Here is a 3,828-nt window from a genome sequence, read left to right on the forward strand (position 1 = left end):
CGCCGCCCGGCACCTGGACGCCGGCGCGGACCCTGATCCGCAGGCGGGCGCCGCCGCCGCACTCGGCGCGGTGATCGCCGAACCCTTCGGCCTCTCGGCCGGCCCGCTGTTGCGCGCCCTGGTGGTCCGGATCGCCGAGGACGACCACGTCCTCGCCCTGGTGATGCACCACATCATCTGCGACGGATGGTCGATCGACCTCCTCAACCGCGAGCTCGACCTCCGATACGCCCACCACGCACACGGCACGCCCGGTGAACTGCCCGCTCTCGCGGTGCAGTTCGGTGACTATGCGGCCTGGCAGCAGGGCCGGCTGGAGAACGGGCAGCTCGCCGCCTCCCGTGAGTACTGGCGCAGGGAACTCGACGGCGTCCCCGCCCTGGAGCTGCCCTCCGACCGGCCCCGTCCGCCGCTGTTCACCTTCGACGGGGCCGCGACCGAGTTCCGCTGGAGCGCCGAGCTCGCCCGTCAGGTAGGCGAGTTGGCGCAGGCCTACGGCGCCTCCACGTACATGGTGCTGATGGCCGCGTTCCAGGTCCTGCTGGGCCGGCACTCCGGCCAACGCGACTTCGCCGTCGGCTCCGCCGTGGCGGGCCGTCTGCACCACGAACTCGAAGGTGTGGTGGGAGCGTTCGTCAACATGCTCCCGATCCGTGCCCGGCTCACCGCCGACCTCGACTTCGGCCAACTGATCAGCCGGGTCCGCGAGACCACGCTCGACGCGTACGCGCACCAGGAGGTGCCGTTCGAGCAGATGGTGGGCGATCTCGCGGTGGAACGCGACGTCAGCCGCGCCGCCGTCTTCCAGACCACCTTCGCCTTCCAGAACTACGGCGACCGCGCCGCCACCCCCACCGCAGGCCTGGACTCCGAGGGCTTCGGCTACGAAGCCACCACCACCCACGCCGACCTCGCCCTCTACATGCGCGAAGAGCCGGACGGCGGCCTCTACGGTCTCCTCACCTACCGCACCGACCTCTTCGACGCCGCCACCGTCGAGCGCCTCTCGGAGCGGTTCGAGCTGCTGACCGCGGCCGGTGTCGCCGACCCCGCACAGCCGGTCGACCGGCTCCCGCTGCTCGGCGCGACCGAGCGTACGTCCGTAGTGGAGACCTGGGCCGCCGGTCCCGCGCTGCCGGAGGGCGGTCCCGCCACGCTCACCCAGGCGCTGGCCGAGGCGGCGGCCCGGACGCCGGAGGCGCCGGCGCTGGTCTTCGAGGACCGCGTGCTGACCTACGGCGACCTCGACCGCCGCGCTCATGCCATGGCCCGGCGCCTACGCGCCCTGGGCGTGGGCGCCGACGATCGCGTGGCCGTCTGCCTGGAGCAGTCCGCGGAGCTGGCCGTCGCCCTGGTCGCCGTACTGAAGGCCGGCGGCGGCTACCTGCCGCTGGACCCCGAACAGCCCCCGGCCCGGCTCGCCCACCTGGTCGCCGATGCCGGAGCCACGGTCCTGATCACCGACACCGTGCTGCGACCGCGGTTCGGCGACCACCCGGCCGTCGACCTGCTGACCGATGCCGGTGACGGCGGGGACGGCGGTGACGGTGACGGCGACGCGAAGCAGTGGGACGGAACTCCGCTGGAGGAGGTCTCGGGCGCCGACCACCTGGCGTACGTGATCTACACCTCGGGCTCCACCGGCACGCCCAAGGGCGTCGCCGTGCAGCACCGCCAGATCCTCAATTACCTCGCGGGGGCGGGCGAGCGCCTGCGGATCGAGCCCGGGGCCTCCTTCGGGCTGCTGCAGTCGCTCTCCTTCGACTTCAGCATGACCATGCTCTACCTGGCGCTCACGACCGGCGGCCGGGTCCACCTGCTGCCGCGCCGGATCGCGGGCGTGGAGCTGGCCGCGGAGATCGAACGGACCGGCATCGACTACCTGAAGATGACGCCCTCGCACCTGGCCGCCCTGACCGCCGACGCACCGATGGAGCGGCTGCTGCCACGCCGTGCGCTGGTCCTCGGCGGCGAGGCCAGTAGCTGGTCCTGGGCGGCGGGCATCGCCGCACTGGGCCGGTGCGCGGTGTTCAACCACTACGGGCCGACCGAGGCGACGGTGGGGATCACCGTCCACGAGGTCACCGCCGACGGCCTGAACGCGCCGGGCAGCACCCCGATCGGCAGCCCGCTCGCCGGCGGGCGCTGCTATGTGCTGGACGAGGCCCGCAACCCCGTTCCCCCGGGCGTCACCGGCGAGTTGTACCTGGGCGGGGACCGGCTGGCCCGGGGGTACCTCGGGCGGCCGGACCTGACCGGCGAGCGGTTCCTGCCCGACCCGTACGCAGCCCTGGGGACCGGCGGTCCGCGGATGTACCGCACCGGCGACCTGGCGCGCTGGCGCGCCGACGGAACGTTGGACTACCTGGGCCGCAGCGACGACCAGATCAAGGTCCGCGGCTACCGGGTCGAGCCGGGCGAGATCGAGGCCGCGCTGACCGCCCTGCCCGGGATCACCCAGGCGGTGGTCCTGGCCCGCGGCGAGGGCGTCAAGCAGAACCTCGTCGCCTACCTGGAACGCCCCGCCGGCGGCGAACCCCCGGCCGCCGCCGAACTGCGCGCCACCCTCGGCGAGGTCCTGCCGGACTACATGGTCCCGGCCCGCTACGTCGTGCTGGAGCGGCTGCCGCTGCTCGCCCACGGCAAGGTCGACCGGAAGGCGCTTCCGGCGCCCGCGGACGGTCCTGCCGCCGGCGCCCACGTCGACCCCGAGGCCGGGACCGAGCAGGTGATCGCCGCCATGTGGGCGGATCTGCTGGACCTCCCCCGGGTCGGCGCACTGGACGACTTCTTCGAGCTCGGAGGCCACTCCCTGCTCGCCACCCAAGTGGTCGCCCGGATGCGGCGCGCCTTCCCCGACCTGGCCACCCCGGTCGGCGTGATGGACCTCTTCACGCACCCGACGGTCCGTCGGCTCGCCGAACTGGTGGCCACCCCCGAGGCGGACCGCGGCCCGCGCCGACTGCTGCACCTGCTCACCCCCGAACGCCGCACGGCCTCCGCCACCGTGGTCTGCGCCCCCTACGGCGGCGGCAGCGCACTGATCTACAAGCCTCTCGCCGACGCCATGCCGGCGGACTGGGCCCTGCACTCCATCTCCGTCCCCGGTCACGAGCTGGGCGAGGAAGCGATGGACATCGACGAGGTCGCCCGGCTCTGCGCCGAGGAGATCGTCGCCGACGTCGCCGGGCCGCTGGTGCTCTACGGGCACTGCGGGGTCGGCGTCCGGCTGACCGTGGAGATCGCCCGCCGGGTGGAGGCGGCCGGCCGGGAGATCGACGCCGTCCACCTCGGCGGCATCTTCCCGTTCGCCCGCCCGAAGGGCCGGGGCGCCGCGATGGCCGAGCGCTTCGCCGAGTTGTCCGCCCGTCTGCGCAGCGACCAGGGCATGATCAACGCCCTGGCCGCGGCCGGCCTGGACGTGGACGAGGTCGACGAGGACCAGCTGCGGCTGATCGTGCACAACCGCCGGGTCGGCACCAAGGGCGCCGAGCGCTACTTCGGCGAGCTGTACGAGAGCGAGGGCGGCGCCATCGCGGCGCCGGTGATCGCCGTCTGCGGCGACCGCGATCCGGCCACCGAGTTCTACCAGGAGCGGTTCCGCGAGTGGCACCGGATCACCGGGACCGCGGCCGTGGTGGTCCTGGACGAAGCCGGGCACTTCTACCTCAAGTACCGTGCTGCGGAGTTGGCCGACATCCTGACCGGGGTCCACCGCTCGATCGCCGCCGGGGAGGAGGCGCGCCACGGGCACACCGCCGACGCCACCTGGTGGCTGGCCGGCCTCTCCCGCGACGCCGCCGAGACGGATCCGGCCCCCGAGCCGGA

1 protein-coding gene is annotated in these 3,828 nt (G+C 73.6%); it reads left to right on the top strand.

The features are described from left to right. Nucleotides 1–3,828, top strand: a 3,828-nt coding sequence (locus ABZY57_RS32270) for an amino acid adenylation domain-containing protein (protein ID WP_356518027.1), incomplete at both ends; no start/stop codon positions are given.

Source organism: Streptomyces sp. NPDC006450, from assembly GCF_040612195.1.
Taxonomy (GTDB): domain Bacteria; phylum Actinomycetota; class Actinomycetes; order Streptomycetales; family Streptomycetaceae; genus Streptomyces.